Source organism: Aminobacter sp. 01T433 (genome assembly GCF_056398585.1).
Genome location: NZ_JBFTPR010000006.1, coordinates 188,533 through 214,799, shown reverse-complemented (window position 1 = coordinate 214,799; position 26,267 = coordinate 188,533). Strand labels below are relative to the sequence as shown.

The 26,267-nt window shown below is 62.8% G+C and carries 24 protein-coding genes; 9 read left to right on the top strand and 15 right to left on the bottom strand.

Annotation, left to right across the window (positions count from 1 at the left end; translation table 11 throughout):
• Window positions 1-7 precede the first annotated feature (7 nt).
• Genes AC1DLV_RS13250 through AC1DLV_RS13240 form a run of 3 tightly spaced genes read left to right on the top strand, consistent with a single transcriptional unit; the run spans window position 8 to window position 1,707 of the window.
• Window positions 8-337 (top strand): cupredoxin domain-containing protein, encoded by a 330-nt coding sequence (locus AC1DLV_RS13250; protein ID WP_476800014.1) that lies wholly within the window; start codon window positions 8-10, stop codon window positions 335-337.
• Window positions 338-383: 46 nt separating this feature from the next.
• Window positions 384-926, top strand: a complete 543-nt coding sequence (locus AC1DLV_RS13245) for a sigma-70 family RNA polymerase sigma factor (RefSeq protein ID WP_476800013.1) — start codon at window positions 384-386, stop codon at window positions 924-926.
• Window positions 913-1,707: an anti-sigma factor family protein gene (locus tag AC1DLV_RS13240; RefSeq protein ID WP_476800012.1), complete on the top strand. Its 795-nt coding sequence runs from the start codon at window positions 913-915 to the stop codon at window positions 1,705-1,707. The genes AC1DLV_RS13245 and AC1DLV_RS13240 overlap by 14 nt, the downstream gene beginning before the upstream one ends.
• A 62-nt stretch (window positions 1,708-1,769) precedes the next feature.
• Here the strand turns inward: AC1DLV_RS13240 and AC1DLV_RS13235 are convergent, their stop codons facing one another.
• Window positions 1,770-2,831, bottom strand: coding sequence for a helix-turn-helix domain-containing protein (locus AC1DLV_RS13235; RefSeq protein ID WP_476800011.1), 1,062 nt, complete (start codon window positions 2,829-2,831; stop codon window positions 1,770-1,772).
• A 342-nt stretch (window positions 2,832-3,173) separates the two neighbouring features.
• Between AC1DLV_RS13235 and AC1DLV_RS13230 the strand changes: the two genes are divergently transcribed.
• Together AC1DLV_RS13230 and AC1DLV_RS13225 are read left to right on the top strand one after the other, a co-directional pair.
• Window positions 3,174-5,774 (top strand): autotransporter family protein, encoded by a 2,601-nt coding sequence (locus AC1DLV_RS13230; RefSeq protein WP_476800010.1) that lies wholly within the window; start codon window positions 3,174-3,176, stop codon window positions 5,772-5,774.
• A gap of 129 nt (window positions 5,775-5,903) precedes the next feature.
• A complete protein-coding gene (locus AC1DLV_RS13225) occupies window positions 5,904-6,668 on the top strand; it encodes an IclR family transcriptional regulator (RefSeq protein ID WP_476800009.1) in 765 nt (254 codons plus the stop codon).
• A 50-nt stretch (window positions 6,669-6,718) separates the two neighbouring features.
• Here AC1DLV_RS13225 and AC1DLV_RS13220 read toward each other — a convergent pair whose 3' ends face one another.
• The 3 genes from AC1DLV_RS13220 to AC1DLV_RS13210 all read right to left on the bottom strand — a co-directional run bounded on the left by AC1DLV_RS13220 (window position 6,719) and on the right by AC1DLV_RS13210 (window position 10,611).
• The gene (locus AC1DLV_RS13220) at window positions 6,719-7,894 is read right to left on the bottom strand and encodes a Rieske 2Fe-2S domain-containing protein (RefSeq protein WP_476800008.1); all 1,176 of its coding nucleotides are present in this window, start codon (window positions 7,892-7,894) and stop codon (window positions 6,719-6,721) included.
• Window positions 7,895-7,904: 10 nt separating this feature from the next.
• Entirely contained in the window at window positions 7,905-8,870 is a 966-nt protein-coding gene (locus AC1DLV_RS13215) for a PDR/VanB family oxidoreductase (RefSeq protein WP_476800007.1), read from the bottom strand.
• Window positions 8,871-8,931: 61 nt separating this feature from the next.
• Window positions 8,932-10,611, bottom strand: a complete 1,680-nt coding sequence (locus AC1DLV_RS13210) for a thiamine pyrophosphate-binding protein (protein ID WP_476800006.1) — start codon at window positions 10,609-10,611, stop codon at window positions 8,932-8,934.
• A gap of 314 nt (window positions 10,612-10,925) precedes the next feature.
• Between AC1DLV_RS13210 and AC1DLV_RS13205 the strand changes: the two genes are divergently transcribed.
• A complete protein-coding gene (locus AC1DLV_RS13205; RefSeq protein ID WP_476800005.1) occupies window positions 10,926-12,110 on the top strand; it encodes an amino acid aminotransferase in 1,185 nt (394 codons plus the stop codon).
• Window positions 12,111-12,242: 132 nt separating this feature from the next.
• Here the strand turns inward: AC1DLV_RS13205 and AC1DLV_RS13200 are convergent, their stop codons facing one another.
• Genes AC1DLV_RS13200 through AC1DLV_RS13150 form a run of 11 tightly spaced genes read right to left on the bottom strand, consistent with a single transcriptional unit; the run spans window position 12,243 to window position 22,622 of the window.
• Window positions 12,243-13,415 (bottom strand): 4-hydroxybenzoate 3-monooxygenase, encoded by a 1,173-nt coding sequence (locus tag AC1DLV_RS13200; protein ID WP_476800004.1) that lies wholly within the window; start codon window positions 13,413-13,415, stop codon window positions 12,243-12,245.
• Window positions 13,416-13,458: 43 nt separating this feature from the next.
• Complete coding sequence (locus AC1DLV_RS13195; RefSeq protein ID WP_476800003.1) at window positions 13,459-14,127, bottom strand: 4-carboxy-4-hydroxy-2-oxoadipate aldolase/oxaloacetate decarboxylase; 669 nt, start codon at window positions 14,125-14,127, stop codon at window positions 13,459-13,461.
• Window positions 14,124-14,780: an RraA family protein gene (locus AC1DLV_RS13190; RefSeq protein WP_476800002.1), complete on the bottom strand. Its 657-nt coding sequence runs from the start codon at window positions 14,778-14,780 to the stop codon at window positions 14,124-14,126. Before AC1DLV_RS13190 ends, AC1DLV_RS13195 begins: the two co-directional genes overlap by 4 nt.
• Entirely contained in the window at window positions 14,777-15,439 is a 663-nt protein-coding gene (locus tag AC1DLV_RS13185) for an RraA family protein (RefSeq protein ID WP_476800001.1), read from the bottom strand. The genes AC1DLV_RS13190 and AC1DLV_RS13185 overlap by 4 nt, the downstream gene beginning before the upstream one ends.
• The gene (locus AC1DLV_RS13180) at window positions 15,436-16,452 is read right to left on the bottom strand and encodes a DODA-type extradiol aromatic ring-opening family dioxygenase (RefSeq protein WP_476800000.1); all 1,017 of its coding nucleotides are present in this window, start codon (window positions 16,450-16,452) and stop codon (window positions 15,436-15,438) included. Before AC1DLV_RS13180 ends, AC1DLV_RS13185 begins: the two co-directional genes overlap by 4 nt.
• A gap of 51 nt (window positions 16,453-16,503) precedes the next feature.
• On the bottom strand, window positions 16,504-17,529 hold the full coding sequence (locus AC1DLV_RS13175; protein WP_476799999.1) for an amidohydrolase family protein: 1,026 nt from the start codon (window positions 17,527-17,529) through the stop codon (window positions 16,504-16,506).
• Window positions 17,530-17,571: 42 nt separating this feature from the next.
• Window positions 17,572-19,233, bottom strand: coding sequence for an FAD-dependent oxidoreductase (locus AC1DLV_RS13170; protein ID WP_476799998.1), 1,662 nt, complete (start codon window positions 19,231-19,233; stop codon window positions 17,572-17,574).
• Window positions 19,230-19,640, bottom strand: coding sequence for a Rieske (2Fe-2S) protein (locus tag AC1DLV_RS13165; RefSeq protein ID WP_476799997.1), 411 nt, complete (start codon window positions 19,638-19,640; stop codon window positions 19,230-19,232). Before AC1DLV_RS13165 ends, AC1DLV_RS13170 begins: the two co-directional genes overlap by 4 nt.
• Window positions 19,637-19,936, bottom strand: coding sequence for a hypothetical protein (locus AC1DLV_RS13160; protein ID WP_476799996.1), 300 nt, complete (start codon window positions 19,934-19,936; stop codon window positions 19,637-19,639). The genes AC1DLV_RS13165 and AC1DLV_RS13160 overlap by 4 nt, the downstream gene beginning before the upstream one ends.
• A gap of 11 nt (window positions 19,937-19,947) precedes the next feature.
• Window positions 19,948-21,201, bottom strand: coding sequence for an amidohydrolase family protein (locus tag AC1DLV_RS13155; RefSeq protein ID WP_476799995.1), 1,254 nt, complete (start codon window positions 21,199-21,201; stop codon window positions 19,948-19,950).
• A gap of 11 nt (window positions 21,202-21,212) precedes the next feature.
• A complete protein-coding gene (locus AC1DLV_RS13150; protein WP_476836171.1) occupies window positions 21,213-22,622 on the bottom strand; it encodes an NAD-dependent succinate-semialdehyde dehydrogenase in 1,410 nt (469 codons plus the stop codon).
• Between the two features lie 193 nt (window positions 22,623-22,815).
• Between AC1DLV_RS13150 and AC1DLV_RS13145 the strand changes: the two genes are divergently transcribed.
• From AC1DLV_RS13145 to AC1DLV_RS13135, 3 genes are all read left to right on the top strand, one after another.
• Window positions 22,816-23,592: a FadR/GntR family transcriptional regulator gene (locus AC1DLV_RS13145; RefSeq protein WP_476799993.1), complete on the top strand. Its 777-nt coding sequence runs from the start codon at window positions 22,816-22,818 to the stop codon at window positions 23,590-23,592.
• A gap of 144 nt (window positions 23,593-23,736) precedes the next feature.
• Entirely contained in the window at window positions 23,737-25,266 is a 1,530-nt protein-coding gene (locus tag AC1DLV_RS13140) for an ABC transporter substrate-binding protein (protein ID WP_476799992.1), read from the top strand.
• An 18-nt stretch (window positions 25,267-25,284) separates the two neighbouring features.
• Complete coding sequence (locus AC1DLV_RS13135) at window positions 25,285-26,265, top strand: ABC transporter permease (RefSeq protein WP_476799991.1); 981 nt, start codon at window positions 25,285-25,287, stop codon at window positions 26,263-26,265.
• Window positions 26,266-26,267: the final 2 nt, after the last annotated feature.

The window sequence follows — 26,267 nt, the reverse complement described above, 5'->3', positions numbered from 1 at the left end:
CATTCGCATGATCCGTTCAGCTCTACTTGCGGCGATCGTTATGGGCTTTGGCCTGTCCGCCATGGATGCGCCTTTGCTTGCGGCCGATGCGCCGGTGGTGAAGATCGAAAACTTCGCTTTCACGCCACGGACATTGACCGTGAAAGCCGGGACAATGGTCACGTTCCGCAATGACGACGACATTCCGCATCTGATCGTATCGAGCGATGGTTCCTTCAGGTCCAAGGCGCTTGACACAGGCGACACCTATGCCTTCACCTTTACGAAGGCTGGCGACTTCCCCTATTTTTGCGGGCTACACCCGCATATGCAGGGCACGGTCACAGTTACATTTTGAAAGCCGTCCGCGAGCCTTCTTGGGAGTCCCGGATGATACGGCTGTGTTGAGCGGCAATGTTTCGGCCGAACGCTTTGGTGAGGTGGTTCTGCCTCATCTTGGCGACGCTTTGGCGCTGGCGCGCTGGCTGACCGGCAATGCGGCGGACGCCGAAGACGTGGTGCAGGAAGCCTGTCTGAAGGCCCATGCCGGCATCGGCAGCTATGCCGGCGGCAATGCCCGCGCCTGGTTGCTGAGCATCGTGCGCAACACCTCCTATTCGTGGCTCTCGCGCAACCGGCCACGCAGCATCGTTGCTGTCGGCGATCTCAGCGATCTCGACGAGATGGCCGCTTCCAGGGAGTTTCAATCCGTCGATGGCCCAGAGGCGGCCCTGATCGCCAAGGCCGACATCGCGGCACTTGAAGCGGCCATCGCATCGCTGCCGCACCAATATCGGGAAATTGTCGTGCTGCGCGACATCAACGACCTCAGCTACAAGGAGATCGCGGCAATGCTTGACGTGCCGCTGGGCACGGTCATGTCCCGTCTGTCGCGCGCCCGAGCAATGCTGATGTCGCAGCTTGGGGGCCATCATGATCGAAGATAACGGACTGCCGACCAATCCGCCCGACATGCGCCTTCTGATCCATGCCCTGGTCGACGGCGAGCTCGACGCTGCAGCGGCCTTGGCCCTTGAGCGGCGCATGGCGAGCGATCCGGTCCTTGCTGCCGAACATGCGCGGATCGCAGCACTCCGCACGGCTGTTTCCAACTTGCCTAGGCCCGAGATCAGCGACGCCTTTCAGGCGCGCATTGCGGGGGTCGCTGCACGCAAACAGGCGGCAACGCGGCCGGCAAATGACAGCTTCCGTTTGTCCGGCTGGCGCGCGATGGCCGCTTCGGCGCTGGTCTCGGCTGCGGTGGCAAGCGGTGCCACCTACTGGATGACCGGCCCCGTAGCGCAAGACAGCATCGCTACGGCCATCGCCAGCAGCCATCGTCGCAGCCTTCTTTCGGCCAGCGCGGTGGACGTCGCATCCTCGGACCGCCACACGGTAAAGCCATGGCTCGACGCCAGGATCGGGGTCTCGCCACCGGCGCCAGATCTTGCGAAAGACGGCTATTCACTTCTCGGTGGCCGGGTCGAGGTGATTGGAGACAAGCCTGTGCCGGCTCTCGTCTACCGTCACAACGAGCACCTGATCACGCTTGTCGCGGTGCCGCAGGAGATCGCCGCAGCGCCAGCCGAGGCGGCTCTTTCGGCCAACGGGTTCTCGTTGGTCCGCTGGAACGACGGCGCTTTTGCCTATTGGGCAATCTCGGATACGGAACGCCCCGTCCTCGAAGACTTCGTCCAGCGCTTCCGGGCTGCGGCCGCGGCGGGTTGACCTGTCGCGATGTCGCTTGAAATTCAGGCGGCGAGGCGGCCGTGGGGCCTTTGGCAAACCCCTCAGCTGTCTCCGTCGCGAGTGCCGGCATGAGACGCGTCATCCACAAGAAGGCTCTGCGCATATTCCAGCAAGTGCGCCTGTACCTGCGCCAGCCGCTGATCGGCCAGTATCGGCCGGGCCTGTTCCTGCCGGGCTTCGCTCGGCGTCATGCCGAAGCGGGTGCGGAATGCGCGCAGGAACTGAGAGCTGCCGGAAAAGCCAAGCCGAGAGGCAATCTCGGTTATCGAGCGCGACGGATGGCTGGGGCGCGCAAGCTCGCCATAGGCCGCATCCAGGCGCCTTTCGCGCACGACCCGGGCGACGCCCCCATCGGCGGCGAACATCCTGTAGAGGTGGGCTCGTGATACGCGGAAACGCCGCATCAGCAGGGTCGGCCCCAACTCAGGTTCGGACAGATTTGCGTCGATGAAATCGAGCACGCGCCGGCGGAGCACATGCGCAAGTGCCTGGTCGCCCAATGCGCCGTCAGGGAGCTGCCGCGCCAGGCCGCATGCCAGCAGGTCGATGGCGGCTCCCTCAAGGGCAAGCATATCGGCATGCTCCATCTCAGCCGACACGTTCGACAGGCTGACGATGAAATCCGTCAAAAGCCGCGTGACGGGAGACCCTGCCTTGAGCACCACGCCATGTAGGCTGCGCCCGTCGGCTGCTTTGTCAACGCGCTCGCGCGGCAAGACGATCGAAATCGTCGATCCGGGGCGCGCACTGCCTGTGAAGGTGCGGGCAAGGTCGAAGACCCAGATGTCGCCCGGATCGACAGAGATCATGCGGCCGTCGCAATCGCCCAGGAGCGATCCGGAGACGAAAAGCTGCACCAGATAATGGTCGAGCCCGCTCTGCAAGACGATGCGTCGATCGCGGCTGTAGTGTTGTTGGTTGAATGTCGTCGCCCCCAGCAGCATCGTGCTGAGCGATCGCGAAAGAATAGAGCCTTCCAGGGTGGTGTCTTCGTCTCCGTCGCCTTGCGTCGCCTCGAAATAGGGCTTGGCGATCTCACGCCAGACTTCGTCGCGCAGGCCCGGTTCGACGAAGTCAGTCGATAGCAGCACTTCATCAGCCACTACCGGCTATCCTGGCTCGCCGCATCTCCTGTTTCCCCCAACTTTGCCTGACGGTGCGTAAGCTGATTTTATGGTGTGTTCCACCTATCGCGGCGTGCGTTGAAGGCGGTCGGCACGGCCTGGTAGAAGTGCCGTCCTTGGCTTGAGACAAAATGCATAGAAAAATGAGACATCGCGCCGCTTCGGCATAGCGGGTTCTATGCGAATGCTACCCGTGCGGCGGGTATCTTGAGGGACCAGCTCTGCGGCAGCTTGCTGCGTGCATTCCCCCTGACAGGAAAGCTCGTATCAGACCATCGATACCGGGCTCCGCATATGCGCTCCCGGAAGGGAGTATTTTGCATGCCTGCCTTCAGGAAAATTTCCACGGCGCGGATCATCTCCGCGAGTGTTTCGACGCTCGCGATCTCGGCGCTGTTGTCGTCTGGGCCTGCGGTGGCCAAGGATTATCACTACACTGCAGTAGCTAACGCCACGTGGGGTCAGGTGCCTAGCAGTGGCTTCGATACTCTCGGGGTACCCGGTGCCGGAGACCGGGCGATCTACGATAAAGCAGGCACCGGCCAGTCAGTCATCTGGGGTGGAGCCAGAAATGCTGGTCAGTTGGTATTTCTGGCTCCCTATACCGGCAGCGGATTCGTGCCGATGTCTCCCGCCTCACAGTCATCGACCCTCACAATCCATGGCGTGGGTGGACTTGGCGTCGACAGCCAGGTTAACCAGCAGATCACATTGTCGGAGCGGATCGCCCTCGGTGGCAACCAGGAATGGCGGATCGAAAGCGACACCGGCAGCATCACCCAGCTGCGCCATACGCCGTTAGCCGTCCTGTTCCTCAACAGCTACATGCTGACGCTCAATGCCGTAGGCACCGGCAACTCCTTCGTGCTCAACAACGCCGTAACGGGAACCGGTGGCCTGATCATCAAGGGTGCCGGCACGACCTACCTCTCCGGTTTCAACAGCTCCTATTCCGGCGGCACTTTCGTGAATGGCGGAACGGTCGAGGTGACCGCGGACAGAAATCTCGGGGCGGCATCGGGCGGGCTGGGTTTCGACGGAGGCACGCTTCGATTCGGCTCGTCGTTCACATCGGCGCGTAGCATTGCACTAGCGGCCGGCGGCGGTACGATTGACACCAAGGGCAACACCGCCACGCTCTCCGGCAACATCGCCGGGAGCGGCGGCTTGACCGTAGCCGGTGGCGGGATTGTCGACCTGACGGGCGACATCGCCTATACTGGGGCGACGGTCATCCAGTCGGGCACGCTTGCTCTTTCCGGAAATGCCAGCCTCGCAAGCTCCGGCGGTGTCTTCGCCGATGGGGTGTTCGATATCTCCGCGACAACGTCCGGGGCGTCGGTCGCAAGGCTGTCCGGCTCTGGCGTGGTCGATTTTGGCAGCCGGGCGCTGACACTGACCCACGCCAATGACACGTTCTCCGGCGTGTTTGCCGGCAGTGGCAGCTTTATCCTTGCCGGTGGCCAGCAGACCCTCACCGGCAACAGTTCGGCCTTCACCGGCTCGACAACCGTGAATGCCGGCACCTTGACCGTCAACGGCACGCTCGGCGGCACCATGGACGTGCTCGGTGGGCGACTACAGGGCATCGGCACTGTCGGGAACACCACCAATCACCTTGGCAGCGTCATCGCCCCGGGCAATTCGATCGGAACCCTTACCGTCGCCGGCGACTACACCAGCAATGGCGGCACACTGGAGATCGAGGCCGAGCTCGGCGCCGACAGCTCACAAACCGATCTTCTCGTCATCACCGGCGATACCATCCTGGGCACCGGTGCAACCAAGGTCCGGGTCATCAATGTCGGCGGCGCCGGCGCCGAAACCACCGGCGACGGCATCAGGATCGTTCAGGTCGACGGCACTTCGGCTGCGAACGCCTTCATGCTCAACGGCCCGGCGATCGGCGGCGCCTACCGCTACAATCTGTTCCACAACGGCATCTCCGACCCGGCCGATGGCGACTGGTATCTGCGCGCAGCGGGCCTCGCCCCAACCGTTCCGGTCTACCAAAATTATCCGCAGGTGCTGATTGGCATGGTCGCCCTGCCGACCCTGGAGCAGCGGGTCGGCGACCGCGTGCGCAATGCCGTGAATGGCACCCCGACATCACGCGAGGCCGCCATCTGGACACGCATCGAAGCAGCGCACGGCCATATCGAGGCCGACGCATCCAGCGCCAATGCCGCCTATGACAGCGACACGGCTTTGGTGCAGGCTGGTTTCGACGGCCAGCTTTACGAAGGTGCCGCTGGCATGCTGATCGGCGGGCTGACGGCGCAGTATTCGCGTGCCTCAGCAGATATCTTCTCAAGCCTTGGCGACGGCTCGAACACCACCGATAGCCATGGCATCGGCGCCAATTTGACCTGGTATGGCCAGACTGGCTTTTATGTCGACGGTCAGGCGCAGGTGGCGACCTTGCGCTCCGACATGAGTGCTGTTGGCATCGGCACAATCGGCGACGGCATCCACGGCAGCGGTTATGCGCTCAGCCTCGAAGCCGGACGCAAGATTGCGCTCGACGCCACATGGTCGCTGACGCCGCAGGCGCAGCTGGCCTATGCCTCGGTCGATTTCGATGCCTTCACCGATCCGTTCGGCGCCAATGTTGCCCTGCGCCAAGGTGACAGCCTCAAGGGTCGTCTCGGCGCTGCCGTCAACTACGATGCCGATGCCAGCGGCAACCACGTCTACGGCATCGCTAACCTGACCTACGAGTTCCTCGACGGCACTTCTGTCGCCGTATCAGGCGTCAACGTCGCCTTCGAGTCCCAGCGCTTCGGCGGCGAACTCGGCATCGGCGGCACCTACAAATGGTCCGGCGGCAAATATGCCCTGCACGGCGAAGCGCTGGCCTCGACCAGCTTTGAGGGCGGCTACGGCTTCAAGGGTGTTGTCGGCTTTACCGCGGGGCTCTGAGCAGGCGCGCCTGGCCAGGTCACGCCGGGAGCCGATGTGAGGGGATTTTCCAGCCGGTTGTCTCGAATTTCGTGATTACTTCTTGCTATGCGTGACATATAACAAGGCACGTGTAGCGGAAGAACAGTCATGAGACGGTCAGACCCAGACAATGACGATGATCAGAGATCGTCGTCAACGGTGAAAAGCGTCGAGGTTGCGGTCGAGATACTCGATGCGCTTGCCGATGCTCCGGGGCCCGTGCGCGTGACCGAGCTTGCGCGTTCGCTCGATATGACCAAGGCCAGGGTTTCCAGGCATCTGCAGACGCTGACGCGCCTTGGTCTTGTCGACCACGCCAGGGAAGGCGAGGGTTATGTCTTCGGCCGCAAGCTGTTCAAGTTTGGCCGCGCGGCCGTCTACCGCAGCAACGTCGTCGAGATCGCCCGACCTTATCTCAGCGAATTATGCGCACAGACCGGGCATACAGCCTTGCTGACCACGCCGATCAAGGGCGGTGCGATGGTCGTGCACGCCGTGCCAAATCCGTTCGAGCCCGGAATTATGGTGCAGCCCGGCATGGTGCTCAGCCTGCCCGGATCGCCAGCCGCTCGGCTGTTTTATTACTTTGAAAACAAGAAGCCGGTGCCGCCTCGGGTCGTCGAGAATTTGTCGGCCTACGGCGTCGATTTCGAAACCGACACGCGCGGCAACGGGCTCGGCGGCATCGCCGCCCCTATCTTCGAGGCCGACGGCCAGATCTGTGCCTCGCTGGGGGTGATCCTGTCGTCGTCGCTGCTTGTGCCCGAGCCAGACGTCCAGCTGCTTGCGACGGTCAGGTCGGTGGCGAGCGAGATCCAGAAGCGTTACGCCGATGGCGTCACCCCGCCGCTGATGCCGCAGCAATCAAGCTGATCACAAGTGCCTTGCCGGCCCGCAGGTAAGTCCGCGAGCCGGCAATTCAGTCATGCTTTGGGGACGGTGCGCGAACCAGCGTCGAGCTGGACCAGCGCCTTGGCCGGATCGAAGACCACGCCCATCGGATCCTTGCCTGCTGCCACCGCATCGACCTGTTTGCGGAGCACGCGCCGTAGCATGCCGATGCCTTGGTCGGTCGAGGTCAGGTTTTCTTGCGAGTGGAAGGTGATCGGCCCCTGGCCGACCTGCGCCTCGTAGTCTCCCGGCAGTTTCTGATGTTCCTGCTCGGAGAGTTCGTGCCAGAGCTTGCCGGCATATTTCGAGCGGATTTTTGCCAGCGTGCCGGCTTCGGTGACGCGGCCGACCGAGTAGATGCGGAACGAAGTGTTGTCCATCGGCAGCACCCAGCCGAGCAGCGTGCAAGGTCCGTCGACAGTCGCGACCGGACTTGCGACAGCGCGCACGGTGGGTACCACCGCCTCGGTGATGCGCTGATGTTCGCCGGCTTCCAAATCGCGCAATTGCAGGCTCGAGACGCCGCGCGGCGTGTAGTGGAACGTCACGCGCGGCATCAGGCTCATCTTGGAATTGAACTGATCGCCGCTGAAGGAGCCGTGCAGGATCGGCACATGGAACGGGTCGAGCACGTTTTCGTAGTGCTGGAGCCAGTTGCAATCGACGATGACAGGACCGCCGCTGCCGATGCTACTGTCATCGGTTTCCAGGAACTCGCCATCAGCAAGACCTTCAAGCACGTCGTAGCTCGGCAGCACGGGCTTGCGGTCGAGCGGGCCCATATAGGCGAAGATCAGGCCGTACTTCTCCTCAAGGGGATAATGCGGCTGGCGGACATGGCCGCGGGTCTTTTCGCCCATTTCCGGTTCGCAGGGCTGTTCGAGGCAATTGCCTTCGATGTCAAACAGCCAGCCATGGTAGCAGCAGCGAATGCCTGTCTCCTCAACGCGGCCGTAATAGAGCGAGGCGCCGCGATGCGCGCAGCGCGGGTGGACCAGGCCGGGGCGGCCCTTGCCGTCGCGAAACAAGATGAGCTCTTCGCCCAGCGCCATGATTTTTCGGGGCGTGGCTGTGGCGTCTTCCGACAGGCCGACCGGGTGCCAATAGCGGCGCAGCAGTTCGCCCATCGGCGTTCCGCGTTCCACTTCGGTCAATTCGGCAAAATATGTCGGCTTGGGCAGTGCGTAGGCTGATCCGTCCTTGGTCATGAATTCCTCCCTAGCGGTCGAGCCGCAGCAGCGCCGTCTTGGCGCGTGAGCAGCAGATCATCATTGTGTTCCCGGCAGCGCGTTCGCTGTCGCTCAGCACTTTGTCGCGATGGTCCGGCACCCCCTCCAGAACGCGGGTCTCACAGGTACCGCAGACTCCATTGCGGCAGGACGAGGGCGCGTGAACCCCGGCCTGTTCAAGCGCGTCAAGAATGGTCTGGTCCGCACCGACTCGGACCGAGGCGCCCGATTTGTTCAATATGACGGTGAAGCCGCCATCGTCCGCCGCCGGAACCGTCGGGGTGAAAGACTCGTAGTGCACGGTCGATGGATCGCGGGTTTGGCTTGCGGCCAAAAACGCATCCAGCATCGGCTGCGGTCCACAACAATAAAGCTCGGTAGCAGGGCTGGCCTGGCTGACGATCCCCGCGATGTCGAGCAGGCGATCATTCTCGCTGTCGATGTGCAGATGGATGTTCCCGCCAAGTGCTGTCAGCTCATCGAGAAGGGCACATTCGGGGCGCGAGCGGACGGCATAGTGCAGATGCCATTCAGCCCCGGTCGCCTGCAATTGTCGGGCCATGGCCAGCAGTGGCGTGATGCCGATGCCGCCGGCGATCAGGACCGAGGGGCCAGCCGTCTCCGCCAGTTGAAAGGTCGTCCGTGGCCGGGAAATCTTGATGCGGTCGCCGGGCCTGGCGCTTGCATGAAGCCATCGCGACCCGCCGCGTGTTGCACGGTCAAGTGCGACCGCAATGCGGTAGTCGGCCCCCTCTGCGGGACCGATCAGGGAATATTGGCGCACCAGCCCATCGGGCAGATGGACATCGATATGGGCGCCGGGTTCGAATGACGGCAGGGGCCCGCCATCGGCGGGCCGCAGATCGTAGGAAAGCACGGAAGGCGTTTCGTAAGACATCCGACGGACGATCATCTCGATCGTTCCGCCGGCATTTTCTTTGTGACCGTCGTTCATTGTTGCGGCCATCCCCAAAGCCGTTTGAGTTGAAGGCGTAGCCGCGCGTCCGCGGAGTGGCCTAGGCGAGCGGTTCGCCGAGCGGGTTTGCCGGCGGTGTGACCGGCGAGGGCACGAAAGGATGGATCAGCGCCCAGGGGCTCGGCATCTCGCTGACCGAGACGGCAATCAGGGCAGGGCCCTTGCTGTCTTTGGCCCGCGCAAGCGCGTCGTGAAGTCCCTTAGGCGAGTCCACCTTTTCAAAGGGCAGGCCAAAGGCGCTCGCCAGATGCGCAAAATCCGGGTTGGCAAGCTGGACCGCGAAGGTGTCGCCGAAGGTGCGCTGCTGGATGCGGCGAACATTGCCGTAATGGCCGTCGACGAACACCACGACCGACATGTTGCAGCCGTCGCGGGCCAGCGTCGCCAGCTCCTGCATGCCCCAGCCGAAGCCGCCGTCGCCATTGAGCGAAACCACGCGCCGGTCCGGATTGCCGTGCGCGGCACCGAGTGCCGTGTTGAAGCCGTAGCCCAGCGTGCCCTGATAACCAGGGGTGACGTAGGAGTTGGCGGCGTGGACCGGGAAGGCGATGTTGGAGAAATAGCCGACCTGGGTCAGTTCGCTGACCAGGATGTCGTTGTCGGCCATGCTGGAGCGGATGGCCCTGACATAGTCGGTCTGCGGCTGGATCGCGTCGGTCTGCGATGAGGACCAGGCTTTGACTTTGGCGACCCTGTCCGTGGACGACTTGCGATCATCTGCCGGCAGGGCGGCGAGAAGCGCTTCGGCACCGGCAGTCGCATCCGATAGCACCAGGCAACCTGGCGCGCGGGGTGCGCTGGCAGCGGAAGCGTCGACATTGACGTAGATATATTTGGTCTTGTCGCTGGCATGGGTGGGCTTGGCGATGCCGTCTATGAAGCGGGTGCCGACAGCCACGATCACATCGGCATGGGGGAAAACGGCCCGGCCGCCAAGCGACGTCAGCGCCAGCGGGTGGTTGTCGTCAAGGATGCCGCGCGCGCCGTCGGTCATGACCACGGGTGCCTGCAGCCGCTCGGCGAGCGCCTGGATGGCCTTGCCGGCACCGGAAGCGGCAGCGCCGCCACCAACCTGGATGACCGGGAATTTCGCCTGCGCCAGGATGGCCGCCGCCGTCTTCACGGCGTCCTGTTGCGGCTCGGCCCGGCTGAATTCGGCGCGCGGCAGGATCGATGTCACGCCCTTGGCCTGCAGCACATCCGGCGGCAATTCGATGGCGACCGGACGCGGGTGGCCCGAGCGCAGCTGCACGAAGGCTTCGTGGACGAGCGCGGGGACATCTTCGGGCCGGTGCGCGATGCCATGCCATTTGGTCAGCGACTTGAGGATGCCGCTTTGATCGGGGATCTCGTGCAGCATACCGTGCTTCTGGCCGATCAGCGTCGAGGGGATCTGGCCGGAGATGCACAGCACGCGCGAGCTGCAGGCATAGGCGGTGGCGAGGCCGGCAAGGGCGTTGAGCACGCCGGGTCCCGGCACGACCATGAACACGCCTTCGCGTCCCGTAGTGCGGGCATAGCCGTCAGCCATGTAGGACGTGGCCTGTTCGTGGCGCGGCATGACATATCGGATGCGGTCGGGCCGATTGCGGATGGCGTCCACCGCCCAGTCGAGCTGAATTCCGGGAATGCCGAAGATGTCGGTCACGCCTTCTTCGAGGAGCTGGGTAACCAGCGCCTGTCCCCCGGTCAGCTCCATAGGTTCGTAATTCCCGCTCACGCTTTCTTCTCCGATAGCTTTTGACCGCAAGGCAGAGGTCTGTGCTGGGCCGCTAGCGGCCCGAGGCGCATCCCAAAGTCCTGCGAATAGTCACATGGAATACAATGTCGTCTCATAATGCGTTACGCTGTCTCGCTAGTCAACGACAAAACGCGCCAGGTGCAACCCGCCAAATGCCCTGATTATTCGCCTGTCGTGTAGATCGGTGAAAAATGCTAGGCGTCGCTTGCCGGCCGATTGTTGCGGCGAGGCCAGACGTTGACATGTTCAAAATACGCGATAAAGTCTCATAATACGAGACAGACGAGGATGTTATGTTTTCCAATCTCTCCACGCCGATAGCCGATCCGCTGCTTGGGATGATGCAGCAGTTTCGCGACGATCCGAGTTCCGACAAGGTCGATCTCGGCATCGGCATCTATAAGGATGGACAGGGCAACGCACCGGTGCTGGCAACCGTCAAGCAGGCGGAGACGTTCCTGGTGGAGAACCAGAAGTCGAAATCATATGTCTCGTCGGCCGGCAACGACGACTATAACCGGCTGACTAGGGAGCTGATCTTCGGCGCCAACAGCGGCTTGATCGCGCGGTCGCAGGCGATCCAGACGCCGGGCGGCACCGGCGCCTTGCGCGTCGCGGGCGATTTTGCCAATCGGCTGAACCCTGGGTGCAAGGTTTACCTGCCCGATCCGACCTGGCCGAACCATCCCTCGCTGCTGGCTGCCGCTGGCCTCGAAGTGGTTCGCTATCCCTACTATGATGTCGCTACGGGCACCTTGAAGTTCGAGCAGATGATCGAAGCCCTGCGCGCCACGCGGCCCGGCGACCTGGTGCTGTTTCATGGCTGCTGCCACAATCCGGGCGGCGCCGATCCCAGCCTGGCGCAATGGGCCGAGATCGCCGAGCTGCTTGCTTCGACCGGCGCCATGCCGCTGATTGACCTCGCTTATCTCGGTTTCGGGGACGGGCTGAACGAGGACGCAGCCGGGGTCCGGCTTTTGGCCGAGCGCCTGCCGGAAATGCTGATCGCCAGTTCCTATTCGAAGAATTTCGCGGTCTACCGCGAACGCGTCGGCGCACTGACGCTGGTGGCCAAGGATGAAGCGACCGCGGTCCGCGCGCATGGCCACCTGCTGCCGGTCGTTCGCACCAACTATTCGATGCCGCCAGATCACGGCGCTTCCGTCGTTGCCCACATCCTCGGCAATGCGGCTCTTCGCAACAGCTGGGAGGCGGAGGTTACCGAAATGCGCGAACGCATCAACGGCATGCGCTCCAAGCTGGTGGCGGCACTTGCCGGACGCACGACGCGCGATTTTCGCTTCCTTGGCGAGCAACGCGGCATGTTTGCCATGCTTGGCATCACCCCCGCCGATGCCGAGCGGATGCGGGTGGATCACCATGTCCACATCACCAGTTCGGGGCGCGTCAATGTTGCGGGCCTGACTGACAACAATGTCGGCCATGTAGCCAACGCCATCGTGGCGGTCTGCGGCTGAGGTCGTCTACGGCGGGCTCTGGTCCGCGTGAATGAAAAAAGGGCGGCGTTCCATCGGAGCGCCGCCCTTTCGTTTCTAGAGCCTTCGGAAAGTGATCCGGGATCAGCTGGCTGCCGTCCCGGACGTTGGAAGTCAGACCTCGTAGGGCAGGCCGAGCTGGGCCTTGCGCAACCGCTGCTGGCCGATCTCGGTGTTTCCCCAGTGGTTCAGTGTCTGGTACTGCATCCGGGTCTGGAAGCTCGACTGACCGGGGAAGATGTGCAGGGCCTCGCACATCGAGCAGGCCCAATGAACCGTCGGCCAGATGCGACGCAGGCACATTTCGGAATAGCTATCGAGCAGGCTTGAGTCATTGGCCGTCAGCAAACGCCGGATCGCTTCTGCCATGATGCGCGCGTCGCCGACTGCAAGGTTCAGCCCCTTGCCGCCGCTCGGTGGCACGATATGGGCCGCGTCGCCTGCGATGGCGAGCCGGCCGTGGCGCATCTTTTCGCAGACATAACCGCGAAGACGGGCAACGCTGCGCTCGATGATCGCGCCGCGATTGAGCTGGGCGTTGGTCCCATCCTCAAGGCGCAGATCGAGTTCGTCCCAGATCTGCTGATCGCTCATAGCATTGGGATCGGCATCGGGCTCGACCTGCAGGTAAAGCCGGCCGATCGAGGCCGAGCGAGCGGAGGCCACCGCCAGGCCGCGCGTTGAATGGGCGAAGCCGCGACGAGCGGCCAGAGGTGCAGCTTCTGCAAGGATGCCCAGCCATGCAAATGGATACTCGGTCAGGAAAACGTGGTCGTCGGAGCCCGGAATGTGCCTGCGGCTGACGCCGTGATAACCGTCGCAACCGGCGATGAACTGGCACTCCAGCACCTTGTCTTCGCCATTGTGGGTGTAATGGATACGCGGGGCGTGCTCGATATCGTCGAGCCTCGACACGGCGGCTTCAAAAATGATCGGCAGGCCGTCGGCCTCGCGCTGAACGATCAGATCCTCGACGATCTTTTGCTGACCATAGGTGGTCAGGTGCCGCCCGGTGCCGTCGTCGAGCGAGATGTCGGCCTTCTGCTTGTCCCAGCAAAGCTGCATCGAGCGCATGGGAATGCCTTCGCGATTGAGGCGTTCGCCCATGCCGTAGGTTCTGAGCGTGTCGACGGTGCCCGATTCAAGCACGCCGGCGCGCACGCGCCCCAGCACATATTCCCGCGTGCGCCGTTCCAGGATGACCGAGTCGATGCCGTTGAGCTGAAGAATCCGCGCCACGAGCAGGCCGGCTGGCCCCGCGCCGATGATCCCGACCTGAGTTTTCATGAGTTCACCTATTGCTGACTGGAGTGCTACGCTGCTGCGGGCGTCAGTATTCGAGGCCCTTGCCTTTCAGGCGCTCACGCAAATTGAAGAGATCAAGGCTGAGGACGCCCTTGGCGAGTTCGCTGCGCTTGGCTTCTTCCTCGGCGATGCGCTGCTCGGAGAGATGCGCCACCTTCTCAGCCAGCTCGCGGGGGATGATTGCCACGCCGTCATCATCGGCGACCACGACATCGCCGGGATTGACGACCGCGCTGGCGCAGGAGATCGGCACGTTCACCGAACCCAGCGTTTCCTTGACCGTGCCTTGCGCGCAGATTGCCGTCGACCAGACCGGAAACTGCATCTGGGTGAGGTCGCGGATGTCGCGCACGCCCGCGTCGATGACCAGGCCAATGCCGCCGCGCGCCATGACCGAGGTCGCCAGCAGATCGCCGAAATAGCCGGCGTCGGAAGGTGAAAACGGGGCAACTACAAGGATGTCGCCCGGCTTGATGAGCTCGATCGCCACATGGATCATCCAGTTGTCGCCGGGTGGCACCAGAACGGTGACCGCACTTCCAGCGATGGCAGCGCCCGGATAGATCGGCCGCATCCGTGAGCTCATCAGCCCGGTTCGGCCCAGTGCTTCATGGGTGGTGGCGACGCCGGCCTTGGCCAGCCGGGCGATGGTCGCGCTATCGGCGCGCTCGATGTTGCGGATGACCTTGTTCATGATTGGCGCGTCTGCAGCGAGTGATAGCGGAATTTGGTGCGGGCATCGCGCAGCGACATGCCTTCGGTGATGGCTTGCCGGATGGCGTTTTCGGCGGTGGCGATCTCGTCGGCGAGGTCGAGGACCTGGTCGGCACGTTCGCTTGGGATGACGACAACGCCGTCCGCGTCGCCAACCAGGATATCGCCCTGGCGGACAAGCGCGCCGCCGATCTCGACTGATATGCCGGTGGCGTCGACCTGGACGCGGTCCTTGCCGGTCTTCATCGAATAGCTGCGCGAGTAGATCGGATAGCCGAGCTTGAGGCAGAGATCGACGTCGCGGCAGGCACCATCGATGACCGTGCCGGCGAGCCCCTTGTGGCTGGCCAGCTGGGTCATGATATCGCCCCAGACAGTGCAGTCCTCGCGGCCGCGATTGTCGAGCACAACGACCGTTCCAGCGGGCAGGTCGTCGATGAAGTCGCCCACATTGCCTGGCGCCAGCACGTCGACGGGTACGTAGCGGACGGTGAAGGCGCGGCCGACAAGCTTGAATTTGTGGTCGCGCGGCTTGATGCCTCGGCAGACGCCTTCGATGCCAAGTCGGTCCATTGCATCCGACAGGGTGGCGCAGTCGTGTTTTCCGGCGCGTTCTACGGCCTGGTCGGTCATTGCATTGCCTCGAGCATGTCTTCGTAATCGGCACCGAGCACCTGGGAGACCGGCTTGCCGGACTTCAGGGCCTCGACCATCAGGCGTTCTTTGGCCGCGATGCGCTCGGCGGTCCGGATCACCTTCTCCGCCTTGTCGGCGGCAATGAACACCGCGCCCGAACCGTCTGAGATGACGTAGTCGCCAGGCGTGATCTCCACCGTGTCGATGGTGACTGTCACATTGGTTGCGACTTCGTGGACACGGCCGCGCGCGGTGCGCACTGTGGTTGCGCGCGCAAAGATCGGAAAGTCGAGCCCGTTGGCTTCATCCATGTCACGCAAGGGGCCATCGACGATCACACCCTGAATGCCGGCGCAGCGCGCGGCCTGGGTCAGCACGCCGCCCCAGCCGCCGGCATCGATGCCGGGATGGGCAACCACGATCACGCTATCCGTATCGCCGGCCTCGATGGCGCGGGCGCCCAGATGCACCTTGGGCGCACCGGCAGGTGCCGGACCTTGTGCGAGCAAGACGGTGACGACCCTGCCGGCCACCACACCGCCGCCGGAGCGGCGGGCGATACCGGTGACAGCACCAGTCAGCCCAAGCGCGTCAAGCGCGTCGGAGACGGAGCAGGCATCAAGCTGGCGCAGTCGCTGAATGAGGTCCGCGCTCATGGCTTGACGTCCCACCAGTACATGCCCTGGGCAGTGCCGGTTCCGGCCTCGGAACGGTAGCATGGCACATAGGCGACCTCGTGGAACTCGGTGTTCATGTTTTCCATGACGCCGGCGGTGGTGATCCAGCTCTTCATTTCCGAGGTGCCGGACTGGAGCTCGGAAAGCGGGATGTTCTTGAGGAACTCGGCATCCTTTTCGCGCATCGCCTTCATGAAGCGGGCGTCCCAGTCCTCGTCGATGGTGAAGTGGCTCATGCCGCCCGACCCGAACACGACCACGCGAGCATCGCTCTTCCACGAGCGGATCGCATCGCCCACGACCTGGCCGAACTTGTAGGAGCGGCGCGCGGTCGGCTGGTTGGGCGGGAAGAAGGTGTTCTGGTAGATTGGAACGTTGGGGATCACCTTGTCGCGCATCACCTGGCGGTAGATATGGCCGAAGGCATGGCTGATGCCGGTCGTGCGCGGATTGTGGGTCGGCAGCTTGGGCGAGACGGTGATGTCGAACTCGTTTTCGACCAGATTGCCGATGATGTGCTTGGCGAGTTCCGGCACCGTATCATATTCGCGGTATTCTTCCGGCGCATGGCCGGCTTCACCCTCGGCCACGCCCGGCGGCATCAGGCGGCGGCCCTCTTCGGTGGCCGGGTGATGGCGGATCTTGTCGCCATAATAGATCATGTAGGGCGGGCTCAAATCTTCGCCGTAGATCTCGTGCTGGTCGTTGCCGAAGATGACAGCGACATCGGCCTTCATGGCGTCGTAGGCGTCAGCCAGGCGTTCGCTTGCAGCGTGGCATTTTTCATAGTTGGCGGTCATTGCCGCCATGGTGCTGCGTTCGGCAAGGTTCTCGTGCTTGCGCAGCTCGCAGAGCTGGTCGAACGAATAAACGCCGCCACGAAACGGGTGCTGACGCGTCCGATCCGACTGGACACGCAGCAGCCACTTGTCAGGCGTGGTGTGCAGTTGCGGCCCGTGGGCCGTGCAGATGAAACCGACTATTTTCGCCATAGGTAGCCTCCATATTTTGCCAAGGCTGCGCTTCAGGTGACCTGGGGTTGATCAGGCTTCGATCTTGAAAAGCCGTGCGGCATTGCCGCCCAGGATTGCCTTGCGCTCATCATCTGAGATGAACGACAGACCGTTGATGTGTGGGATGATGGTGTCGAAGGTCTCGCCGGTTTCCGGATCGATGGACGAGCCGACGCCGGGCATTTCCGCGCCATAAAGGCACTGCGAAGCACCGACCACCTTGACCAGCAGTTCGATCGCGTCGCGCGAATAGAGCACGGTGTCGAAATAGAGCTTCTGCAGCCGGTCGCGGAAACGCACCCCTGAAGTCGACATGCCGTTGCGCGGCACCGTGGTCGCATCGAAGCGGCCGAGCTGATAGGGGATCGCGCCGCCGCCATGGCTGACCAGGATCTTGAGGTCGGGGAAGTCGTCGAGCACCGTCGACTTGCACAGCCCATAGACCGCAGTGGTTTCTTCATTGATGAAGTGCAGCGAATAGGGTTCGCGCTCAGGTGCTCGCGAACTTGCCGAATGGATATGCCCGACGACGTCCAGCTCGCACAGCTTTTCGTAGAGCGGATACCAGTAGCGATCACCCATCGGCGGGGCCATGCGGCCATTGTTTTCGAACGGGTCGGGATTGATCAGGCAGCCACGGAAGCCATGTGTCTTGACGCAGCGTTCGAGCTCGGCCAGCGCCTCGGTGATCGGGCTGTCGCCGGTCTGGGGCAGGCCGGCGACGCCATAGAACCGCTCCGGGTAGAGCGCGCATTCCTGCGCTATGATGTCATTGGCGTATTCGACATACCAATGAACGAGCTTCTTGGGCTCTTCGGAATGCATCAGCTGGAACGGGCGTGGCGACAAAAGCTGTATGTCGACGCCGGCCTGGTCGAGGCAGGCGAGGTGGCCCATGGGTGCCATCTCGACGCGGTTGAACGCCTGTTCCAGCGCTTCGTTGGAGACTGGCGGCGCCTTGCGGCCATGCGCGCCGCGATGCGACAGGATGCTCGCCTTGTAGGCGGGAAGCTGATGTGGCACCGCCATATGCGCATGACAATCGATGATCTTCATCGGAAACTCCAGAATTCCAAAACAGGTCGCATCAGGGCTCCCTCAGTTCAGTGAGGCGGCCGCACCGGTGATTGTGTCGAGCAGGGCGTCGGGATCGGCAGGGCAGGTTTCGCCGCGCCAGGCCACATGCCGGTCGGGCCGCGACAGCACGAAGGCCTCGGCGTAGGGGCCGCAACCTTGCTCGCCGGGCACAACGTCGAGAAGCTGGAGCGGGATGCCGCGCATTGCTGCTGCCGCCAGCAAGGCCGACGCATCGCGGGCCGGGTCGAACCGCAGCAAGGTGTAGCCGGGCCCCATTGCGTCATAGAGCGAGCGCTTGTCGGCCAGCCAGATATGGGGCGTGCGGCAGCCGGGCACTGTCGATGGCGTGAAATCGGCCATCGAATAGGCCGGTTGTGCCTCGCCGTCATAGGCGATGATCGGCGAGCGGTCGTAGTAATAGCCGAAGTTGAGGCCGCCGCAGCAATATTGCTGGACGTTGAGATCGTAGATCTTGCGTCCGAGTGTCTCGCGCGCCGCTTCTCCGGCGGGCGTGTCGTCTTCGATGTCGGTAGGAACGATGCGGCGCTCCTTGGCCATGGCGTGTGCATGGTTCATCGCAAAGACCGAAACCTGTTCGGTGATCGGCTGGCGTTCGGCGGCATAGGCGTCGAGCATGCCGGCCTTGCCCCATCCGGCGACGCAGGCGGCGAGCAACCAGCCCAGGCACTCCGCATCGGCAATGCCGGCATTCATGCCGTAGCCGGCATAAGGTACCCACAGATGCGCGGCGTCGCCGCAAATGAACACGCGCTTGGAATGGAACCTGTCGGCGACGAGGCGCCGTCCGAACCAGTCTTCATTCGAGATCACTTCGTAGGAGAACTCAGGCCCGACGCCCAGAATTTCGCGGATCGACCAGTCGCGGTCGACGCTGTCGAAGTCGGGCTCGTCGTCGCGCAGATAATTGTGCACCAGCCAGGTTTCGCGGCCGTCGATGGCATAGACGTTGCCGCTGCGGCGAGGGTTGAGCGAAAAACTCGCCCAGGCGGGCTGATCGTTCAGCAGTCCTATCAATTCAGGCGCGCGGATATAGGTCGACTGCACCCGCTGAACCACCGCGTCGCCGACCAGTTTGGAGCCGATGTCGCGGCGCACCTGCGAACGGCCGCCGTCGCAACCAGCGAGATAGCGGGCGCGGATCGTCGTTTGCTCGCCGGTGTCGATATTGCGGGCGCTGATCTCAACGCCATCGGCGGTCTCGGTGCGAGCGAGATATTCCGTGCGGTTGAGCACGGTCAGGCCCGGCATCGCTACCGCATGTTCAAACAGGATCGGCTCCAGGAAGAGCTGATTGATCCGGTGCGGCGGTTCGGCCGTCGGCCAGTCCGTATCGGGGCCGCCGGTCGCCGTGTAGCGGTCGCGCCGGCTGGGGATCGGGATGCGGGTGATCGGCTTGCCGACCATGCTGGTGCGGTAGGCGACATCGTTCGGATAATCTGCAGGCAGACCAGCATTGCGGGCAGCGCTTGCGACGCCCAGCCTTCTCAGGATCTCCATCGACCTGGCCGAGACGTGATTGCATTTCACGTTCGGGGGCTCGCCGCGATGACGCGTCTCGAGCAGCGTCACGGCAACGCCGCGCTGCGCCAGGATCATGCCGAGCGTCAACCCGACCGGACCCGCGCCGACGATGAGGACGTCGGTCTCCAGCACTGCCGTCATGGCCGAGGCCCCCCGACGGTCAGCACAACCTCGCCATTGCTTACCTGTACCGGAACAGGCGTCAGCCCAACATTCTTGTCGATGGGATGACGGCCGGTGAGCATGTCGAACTCGAAGCCATGCCAGGGGCAGACTATGTGCAACTGGTCCTTGGAAAAGCCGAGGCCCAGGCTCTTGCCGTTCTCGCCGACCTGCTCCAGCGTGCGGGGCATGATCTTGCCCTGACAGACTGGTCCGCCCATATGCGGGCAAATGTTGAGATAGGCCCGCACTTCATCGCCGATGAAATAGACGCCGATGCCGACGCCATCCACTTCGACGACCATGCGCTGCCGGGTCTTGAGGTCATCATGACGACCCAGAACGACCTGCCGTGACGCGCCCGCCACCATAGCCGGCGCGCTCACGATGCCCTCCTGAACCACATGGCCAGATCGAAGACATTGAGGTCGGCTGCTCGCAGCAATTCGCTGACCAGGACCGCAGTCTCGGTGGCGGTCAGGGCGTCTTGAGCGACGGGTGGGAAGACCTTGTCGGATTTCTCCACCTTGGCCGAATAGAGTCGTCCCAGTGCGGCAAGTGCAACGGCAATGTCGGCTTCGCTGATGCTATCAAGGGTTCGGGTTGCCAGAGCTTCGTCTGCCGCTGCCGCGATCGCTGCGGCAGCTGCGCTGAAACCAGCGTCATTTTCAGATGTTGTCATGTTCTGTGCCACTACGATGCGGTTTTCGGGCGATTGGCGAGCACGTCTGCGGCGAGCGGCTTGCGGCGTGTCGTGTCCAGCTTGAACAGCCGGGCGGCGTTGAGCCCGAGGATGTTGCGCTTGGCCTGTTCGGTGAGGAACGGGATCGAATCGATGGTGGCGGGCGAATCCCAGTCCCAGTGCGGCCAGTCGGACGAGTAGAGCAGCTGGGTCTCGGCGTTCATGGCTTCCATGGTCGCTTCGAGAAGCTTCATGTTGCCACGTTCGAGCGGCTGGCTCGTGTAGTACATCTCGCGCATGTACTCGCTTGGCAGCCGCTTCAGGCCAGGTGCTTCGCTGGGGCGCATCATCACCTCGTGGTCGAGGCGCTGCATCAGGAACGGGATCCAGGCCAACCCGCTTTCGACCCACAGCATGTTGAGCTTGGGGAAGCGCTCGGGCATGGCGTTGATGATCCAGTTGGTCACATGGATCTGGTTGTAGTGGGTGAACGACAGCGCATGCATCGACAAGAAGCGGTTGAGCTGCGCAAAGGACGGATCGCCCCAATGGTAGCCTGAGTGGAAAGCCAGCGGCTTGCCCAGTTCCTGGATCATTGAATAGAGCCGCATGTAGCAGTCGTGATGCACCGGCTTGTTGCGTGTCGAGCAGACGGTGAAGCCGATGATGCCTTCGGTATCGCCATACTGGGCGACCAGCTCCTCGCAGGCTTCGGGCGTGTTGAAGGGCAGATAGAGCAGGCCTTTCATCCGTGTGTCGATCGGCAGGATGCGCTCGATCATCCAGCGGTTGAATGCCTTGGCCAGCGCCACCTCGATCTCGTCTTGCGGGTGCATGCCAAGCAGCAACATGGCGCTGGGGAACACCACCTGGTAGTCGAGGCCCATGGCGTCCATCGAGCGCCGCGCGGTCGAAATGAAGCGGTGCACGCTGTCATCCTGCACCGGCTCGCGGCGGCCCTGGTGGCCGATGCGGCCGCCAACGCTTTGCAGCGACAGGCCGGGTGAGATGTTGAGCAGGGCGTTCGAGCCGCCAAAGCCCTTGACCTGATGCTGGCCGATCTGGCGCAGCACGTCATTGTCGATCAGGTCGATGATTTCGGACCAGAAATGGTCTTCCGACACATGGGCATCGACGTCGACGATCAGGTAGTCGTCGAAGTTCTTTGCCGCCTGTTTGGTGGCGTGCGCCAGCACGTCGCGGGAATCCGTCGATCCGGTGATTTCACCGATTTCGCGGAAATTGGGAATGGAATTCTCGTTCATTGCGCTACGCTTCAGCCTTGTGTCACGAATTTGGTCACGAGATAGCTATCGAGGCCTTCCGACCCGCCTTCGGATCCGTAGCCGCTCTCCTTGACGCCGCCGAACGGGGTTTCGGGTGTCGTCAGCACCATGTGATTGACGCCAACCATGCCGGATTCCAGCTCGTCGCCGATCCTTGTCGCCGTCGTTGTGTCTTTGGTGAAAGCGTAGGCGGACAGGCCGAACGGCAAGCGGTTTGCCTGGGCGACAACCTCGTCGAAAGCCTTGAACCGGCGTGTCACGGCGACGGGTCCGAACGGCTCCTCGTTCATGATGCGGGCTTCGTTCGGCACATCGGTCAGGATTGTCGGTTGCCAGAAATAGCCGCGTTCGCAATGACGTTCGCCGCCCAGCTCGATGCGAGCGCCGCAACGTTGCGCATCCGAAATCATGCCTTCCATGGCACCGAGCCGGCGGGCGTTGGCGAGCGGCCCCATCTGCGTGGTGGGGTCGAGGCCATCGCCCAGCTTGAGCGATGCGGCGACTTCGCGGAACCTGGCGACAAACCTGTCGTGGATGGACTCGTGCAGATAAAACCGGGTGGGGGTGATGCAGATCTGGCCTGCGTTGCGGTATTTCGACCGCGCCGTCATCTCGGCGGCCTTTTCGATATCGGCGTCGGCAAAAACGATCGTCGGCGCGTGTCCGCCGAGTTCGAGCGTCGCTGGCTTGACGCCGTCGGCTGCGAGCTTAGCGAGATGTTTTCCGACGCGGGTCGAGCCGGTGAAGGAAATCTTCTTGATGACGGGCGATGCGATCAGATGCGTCGAGATCTGATCCGGCACACCAAAGACGATGTTGAGCACGCCGTCGGGCAGGCCGGCATCCGCAAGCGCCTGAGCGATCGCCAGTGTCGGGGAAGGGGTTTCCTCAGCCGGCTTGGCGATGCAGGAGCACCCCGCCGCCAGTGCCGCGGCGATCTTGCGCGCCGGGATGGTGATCGGAAAATTCCACGGCGTGAACAGCGCAACCGGGCCGATCGGCTCGCGGAAGACAAGGCTGCGGATGCCTGACGTGCGTGAGGGAATGATGCGTCCATAGGCGCGTCGGCCTTCTTCGGCATACCAGTCGAAGATGTCGGCGGCGCCCATGACCTCCGCCATGGAATCGCCGACCGGCTTGCCCTGCTCCAGTGTCATGAAGTGGGCAATGCTGGCTGCGCGCTCGCGCAGCAGAGCCGCTGCACGGCGCAAAATACCGTATCGTTCGAAGGCCGAAACCTTGCGCCAGGACCGATAGGCGGTGCCGGCTGCATCGAGCGCATTGTCCAGGTCGGCCGCTGTCGCGACGGGGATTTCTCCGACCGTTTCACCGCTGGCGGGGTTGATAATGGGCAGGATCTCGCGATCGCTCGCCCTGACCCTCTCGGATCCGATCCGCATCAAGCGATCTATCTGATCTTCTATGATCATGCCCCACTCAACTGATTGAAATTGTTGAAGGCGGGAGCTCGTCACCGCCATTTTCAAAACATATGATAGTTTAAAAAAAATGGTCGTGCAATCGTCATTTTTAGCTTGATATTCGACTCGAAATACTCTTTTTTGTCCTAAATATCGTATCAAAGGGATAGGCATGCAAAAAGCGCCTGATGCTGACGGTGGCGGTCTGACCCAGATGGTCGGGCCGGCCGAGCGCCTATGGTCCTCGGGCAAGCAGTCCACGCTTTCGGCGAACGTGATCGATCAGGTGCGAACGGTTCTGTTTGCGGGCAGGCTGGCTCCCGGCGATCGGCTTGGCTCGGAGGCGTCGCTGGCGCTGCAGTTCGGCGTCAGCCGCATGACCATGCGCGATGCCTTGCGCTCGCTCCAGGCGTCGGGCGTGATCGAGGTCAAGGTTGGCATCAAAGGCGGGATCTTTGTCGCCGAGGGCAATTCGGAGCGCCTGGCCGAGACCATCGCCATCCAGCTGAAGTTGATCGGCATCAGCACCGAAGAGCTGCTCGACACCCAGATCGCCATTGAAGTGATGGCAGCCGGGCTTGCGGCAACAAACGCCGACAGCGCCGACATCAAGGCGCTGCATGACGCGCTGGCCGAGGCCGAGCGCCTGATCGACGATCCGGAGGAATTCACCTGGGCGGCGATCAATTTCCACGGCTGCGTTGTCGGGGCATCCCACAACCGGGTTCTGGTCGCGCAGTTCAGGGCGCTTAGCCATGTCTTGATGCCGCTTTATGTCCGCGGCTCGTCGCCTGACGTAGCCCGTCGCGCCGTGGCGTTTCAGCGCGCGCTGATTGCCTGCGTCGAGGCGCGCGGGGCCGATGCTGCGAGAAATCTGGTTTACGAACGTCTGCAGTTCGTCAAGTCGCGCCAGTTGGGCGACCTGGCGAAGGGAGAGTCTGGCGAATGACCATGGAGGAGCGGTGAGGCTTAGCGCCTTGCCGCTTTGGTTTACGCCCGGCGCAGAGGGGCCAGGTGCACAGGGGAATGCCTGCTGAACGCCGCAAAAGGAGCGGGCGTTGCGGGTCAATTTGTGAAAAAGGGAGTGAGGAAGATGTTTACGATTTCGCGCCGAAGCCTGCTCAAGATTTCAGCGGCTTCCGGCCTGATGGCGGCATTGCCCGGCGGCGGCGCGTGGGCGGCTGAGCCCAAGCGCGGCGGACACCTCGTGGTGGCCAGCGGCGGTGCCTCGACGGCGGATTCGCTAGATCCGCGCACATTCGGTTCGCCTTACACGGCGGTCATGTCCGGCATCACCTACAACTCGCTGATCGAGGTCCACGGACTGGACATGGAACTGCGCCCCGGCCTCGCCAAGAGCTGGGAGCCGTCCAATGGCGGCAAGACCTGGATTTTCGACCTGGTCGAGGGTGCGACCTTCCACAATGGCAAGCCCTTCACCAGCGAAGACGTGGTCTTTTCGCTGAAGCGCCATGCCGACGAAGATTCGCGTTCCAACATGCGCAGCATCATCAAGGGCGTCGCCGACATCCGTGCGGACGGTCCGAACCGCGTCATCATAGACCTGCCCGAAGCCAACTACATGTTCCCCGCCATGCTGACGGCTTTCTCGCTCGGCATCGTTCCGGCGGGAACGACGACGTTCGACGGCGTGGGCACCGGGCCTTACAAGTTGAAGAAGTTCTCGCCCGGCGAAGTTCTCGAAGCCGAGCGCAACGAGAATTATTTCAAGTCGGACGCAGCCTTCGTCGACAGCGTCGAGTTCCTCGCGATCAACGATGCCTCGGCGCTGGGCAGCGCCTTCCAGAGCGGCCAGATCCATCTCACCACGCTGCTCGACGCGCGTACCGCGCCGCTGATGCGCCAGATGCCGAACCTGAAGATCTACAACACCGAAGGTCGCGGTTTCATCTGCTTCAACATGCGCACCGACATGGCGCCGTTCGACAATCCCGACATGCGCATGGCCCTCAAGCTTGCCGTCAACCGTCCCGACATGCTTGAGCGCGTTTCGGTGGGCGTCGGCCGCATTGCCAACGATACGCCGGTTGCACCGAGCGATCCGGTCTACTCAGCCGACCTGCCGCAGACGGAATACGATCCGGCACGCGCCAAGGAACTGTTCGACAAGACAGGCTTCAAGGGCCCGATCGTTCTGCAGACCTCGGAAGCCATCTCGTCACGTGCCGTCGACATGGCCGTGATCTTCCAGGAGCACGCTGCCAAGGCAGGCATTCCCATCGAGGTCAAGCGCGAGCCTTCGGACGGCTATTGGGAGACCATCGTTGGCCAGACGCCGTTCCATGTCTCTGCTCGTTCCGACCGGCCGACGGCCGACGCGATCTTCTCGGTCGCCTTCCTCAGCACCTCTGGCAACAACGAGTGCAAGTGGGTGAACAAGGACTTCGACGCCGCCGTCATCGCGGCACGCGCCGAACCGGACCTTGAAAAGCGCAAGGCCTTCTACGCCACCGCGCAGAAGATCTGCCGCGAGGACGGCGGAACCATCATTCCGTTCTTTTCGAGCACGGTTGAAGGCACGACCAGCGATCTCGACGGTTTTGTGCCCTCGGCACTGCAGATGGCCGGTTACCGCGCCATCGAGCAGGTCTGGTTCGCCTGATACCAAGGACTGGACGGCATGACTCTATTCGCCAATTCCCCGGTGAAATCGTTCGTAGTAGCCAGGGTTGCGTCTGGACTCGTGTCGATCTTCTTCATCTCGTTCCTGGTTTTTGTGGGAACGTCGATGTTGCCGGGCGACGCAGCCAATGCGTTGCTCGGCCAGAACGCGACGCCTGAAACGGTCTTGGCCCTGCGCAAGTCGCTGGGCCTCGACCAACCCTTGCCGGTCAGATACCTGCACTGGCTGACCAATGCGCTGCAGGGCGACTTCGGCAGTTCGCTCTCCAATGCCCAGCCGGTCATCGACCTGCTGGTGCCGCGCCTGATCAACTCGCTGATCCTGGCCTGTACGGCGGCGGCGATCGTGTTGCCCCTGGCCATTGCGGCGGGACTGCTTTCGGCGATCAACCGGGGCAAGGCGATCGACACCGCGACCGGCTCGATCTCGGCGATCTTCCTGTCGATGCCGTCGTTTTTGATCGGCTACCTCTTGGTCTTCATATTTGCCGTGAAGCTCGGACTGTTCCCGCCACTGTCGATGGTCCGCTCCAGCGCCAGCCTGTCGACCTGGATTTCGGCCCTGGCGTTGCCTGTCCTGACCTTGGTGCTTGTAGCGCAGGCTCATGTGATGAAGCTCACCCGCGCCGCCGTGCTTGGGGTGATGAGCTCCGACTACATACTGATGGCGGAGACCAAGGGCATCCCGCGCAACAAGATCATCCTCAAGCACGCGCTTCCCAATGCGCTTTCGCCGATCGTGTCGATCTGCATGATCACCATGGCCTATTTGATCGTCGACGTGGTCGTGATCGAGGCGGTGTTCAACTATCCGGGCATGGGCAAGCTGATGGTGGACGCGGTCGCCTATCGCGACATTCCGATGGTGCTGGCCTGCGGTGTGCTGTTTTCGACCATCTTCATCTCGCTCAACTTTGCCTCCGACCTCTTGGCGATGCTCGTCAATCCGCGCCAGCGACTGCCCAGGAAGGGGAACTGAAC

Coding starts and splice junctions, on each gene's coding strand:
- AC1DLV_RS13175 (WP_476799999.1), bottom strand. CDS start 17,529: ATGAAGATCATCGATTGTCATGCGCATATGGCGGTGCCACATCAGCTT.
- AC1DLV_RS13215 (WP_476800007.1), bottom strand. CDS start 8,870: ATGAACGACGGTCACAAAGAAAATGCCGGCGGAACGATCGAGATGATC.
- AC1DLV_RS13195 (WP_476800003.1), bottom strand. CDS start 14,127: ATGAACAAGGTCATCCGCAACATCGAGCGCGCCGATAGCGCGACCATC.
- AC1DLV_RS13160 (WP_476799996.1), bottom strand. CDS start 19,936: ATGACAACATCTGAAAATGACGCTGGTTTCAGCGCAGCTGCCGCAGCG.
- AC1DLV_RS13170 (WP_476799998.1), bottom strand. CDS start 19,233: ATGACGGCAGTGCTGGAGACCGACGTCCTCATCGTCGGCGCGGGTCCG.
- AC1DLV_RS13190 (WP_476800002.1), bottom strand. CDS start 14,780: ATGACCGACCAGGCCGTAGAACGCGCCGGAAAACACGACTGCGCCACC.
- AC1DLV_RS13250 (WP_476800014.1), top strand. CDS start 8: ATGATCCGTTCAGCTCTACTTGCGGCGATCGTTATGGGCTTTGGCCTG.
- AC1DLV_RS13140 (WP_476799992.1), top strand. CDS start 23,737: ATGTTTACGATTTCGCGCCGAAGCCTGCTCAAGATTTCAGCGGCTTCC.
- AC1DLV_RS13135 (WP_476799991.1), top strand. CDS start 25,285: ATGACTCTATTCGCCAATTCCCCGGTGAAATCGTTCGTAGTAGCCAGG.
- AC1DLV_RS13185 (WP_476800001.1), bottom strand. CDS start 15,439: ATGAGCGCGGACCTCATTCAGCGACTGCGCCAGCTTGATGCCTGCTCC.
- AC1DLV_RS13145 (WP_476799993.1), top strand. CDS start 22,816: ATGCAAAAAGCGCCTGATGCTGACGGTGGCGGTCTGACCCAGATGGTC.
- AC1DLV_RS13230 (WP_476800010.1), top strand. CDS start 3,174: ATGCCTGCCTTCAGGAAAATTTCCACGGCGCGGATCATCTCCGCGAGT.
- AC1DLV_RS13205 (WP_476800005.1), top strand. CDS start 10,926: ATGTTTTCCAATCTCTCCACGCCGATAGCCGATCCGCTGCTTGGGATG.
- AC1DLV_RS13155 (WP_476799995.1), bottom strand. CDS start 21,201: ATGAACGAGAATTCCATTCCCAATTTCCGCGAAATCGGTGAAATCACC.
- AC1DLV_RS13240 (WP_476800012.1), top strand. CDS start 913: ATGATCGAAGATAACGGACTGCCGACCAATCCGCCCGACATGCGCCTT.
- AC1DLV_RS13150 (WP_476836171.1), bottom strand. CDS start 22,622: ATGCGGATCGGATCCGAGAGGGTCAGGGCGAGCGATCGCGAGATCCTG.
- AC1DLV_RS13180 (WP_476800000.1), bottom strand. CDS start 16,452: ATGGCGAAAATAGTCGGTTTCATCTGCACGGCCCACGGGCCGCAACTG.
- AC1DLV_RS13225 (WP_476800009.1), top strand. CDS start 5,904: ATGAGACGGTCAGACCCAGACAATGACGATGATCAGAGATCGTCGTCA.
- AC1DLV_RS13220 (WP_476800008.1), bottom strand. CDS start 7,894: ATGACCAAGGACGGATCAGCCTACGCACTGCCCAAGCCGACATATTTT.
- AC1DLV_RS13200 (WP_476800004.1), bottom strand. CDS start 13,415: ATGAAAACTCAGGTCGGGATCATCGGCGCGGGGCCAGCCGGCCTGCTC.